The 1,167-nt window shown below is 46.2% G+C and carries 7 tRNA genes and 1 rRNA gene; all 8 read right to left on the bottom strand.

Annotated elements, in window-relative coordinates:
- Nucleotides 1-107: 107 nt before the first annotated feature.
- The 8 genes from FS935_RS22860 to rrf all read right to left on the bottom strand — a co-directional run bounded on the left by FS935_RS22860 (nt 108) and on the right by rrf (nt 1,035).
- Nucleotides 108-196 (bottom strand) — tRNA-Leu (locus tag FS935_RS22860).
- 9 nt (nt 197-205) lie between these two features.
- Nucleotides 206-280: transfer RNA gene (locus FS935_RS22855), tRNA-Gly, on the bottom strand.
- 56 nt (nt 281-336) lie between these two features.
- Nucleotides 337-419: transfer RNA gene (locus FS935_RS22850), tRNA-Leu, on the bottom strand.
- A gap of 12 nt (nt 420-431) precedes the next feature.
- A tRNA-Lys gene (locus FS935_RS22845) sits at nt 432-507 on the bottom strand.
- A gap of 23 nt (nt 508-530) precedes the next feature.
- Nucleotides 531-606: transfer RNA gene (locus tag FS935_RS22840), tRNA-Thr, on the bottom strand.
- 92 nt (nt 607-698) lie between these two features.
- Nucleotides 699-774 (bottom strand) — tRNA-Val (locus FS935_RS22835).
- 29 nt (nt 775-803) lie between these two features.
- A tRNA-Glu gene (locus tag FS935_RS22830) sits at nt 804-875 on the bottom strand.
- 44 nt (nt 876-919) lie between these two features.
- Nucleotides 920-1,035 (bottom strand): 5S ribosomal RNA (gene rrf / locus FS935_RS22825).
- Nucleotides 1,036-1,167 lie beyond the last annotated feature (132 nt).

Genomic DNA, 1,167 nt, shown 5'->3' with positions numbered 1-1,167 from the left:
GAGTCGAACCCCTAACCTTTTGATCCGTAGTCAAACGCTCTATCCAATTGAGCTACGGGCGCAAGTAATTTAACTATTTATTGCAAGTTCTACTAGACAAAAAAACATGGTGCCGAGGACCGGAATCGAACCGGTACGGTAGTCACCTACCGCAGGATTTTAAGTCCTGTGCGTCTGCCAGTTCCGCCACCCCGGCACTTTCTACTGGAGCGGAAGACGGGATTCGAACCCGCGACCCCCACCTTGGCAAGGTGGTGTTCTACCACTGAACTACTTCCGCAATATTCTCATAAGTGAATTATCGTAAGTTATTGTCGCTTCGCGAAAAAACTTTGATGCGGGTGAAGGGACTTGAACCCCCACGTCACAAGGACACTAGATCCTAAGTCTAGCGCGTCTGCCAATTCCGCCACACCCGCATGGTGTGAAAATGGTGAGCCATGAAGGATTCGAACCTTCGACCCTCTGATTAAAAGTCAGATGCTCTACCAACTGAGCTAATGGCTCATTACTTATAATGAGTTAAAACATGGTGCCGGCGAGAGGACTTGAACCCCCAACCTACTGATTACAAGTCAGTTGCTCTACCAGTTGAGCTACACCGGCGTGTAAAGTTTTAAATTATAATAACTAATTCAAGGTAAAGTATTTTGCTAAAGAAAAATATTTGGTAAGTTATTTTCGCTTTGAAAAAACTTTGGTGGAGGATGACGGGATCGAACCGCCGACCCTCTGCTTGTAAGGCAGATGCTCTCCCAGCTGAGCTAATCCTCCAATAATAGCTTTGTGAAAAGTTATTATGATGACCCGTACGGGATTCGAACCCGTGTTACCGCCGTGAAAGGGCGGTGTCTTAACCGCTTGACCAACGGGCCATTTTAAAATTAAACAAAATAATAGCCCCAAATAAGGAGCTTTTGCCTGGCAACGTCCTACTCTCACAGGGGGAAACCCCCAACTACCATCGGCGCTGAAGAGCTTAACTTCCGTGTTCGGCATGAGAACGGGTGTGGCCTCTTCGCCATCATTACCAGACATATTTAGAAGGATATTCCTTCAAAACTAGATAACAACTCACAATTCTATTCACTAAGCTTACGCTTTTATTAGGTTAAGTCCTCGATCGATTAGTATCTGTCAGCTCCACACGTCACCGCGCTTCCACCT

This window comes from Metabacillus litoralis (genome assembly GCF_007994985.1).
In the GTDB taxonomy this organism is placed as follows: Bacteria; Bacillota; Bacilli; order Bacillales; family Bacillaceae; genus Metabacillus; species Metabacillus litoralis.
Note: the sequence above shows the minus strand (reverse complement) of the source record. Positions and strands in the feature narration are given on the sequence as shown.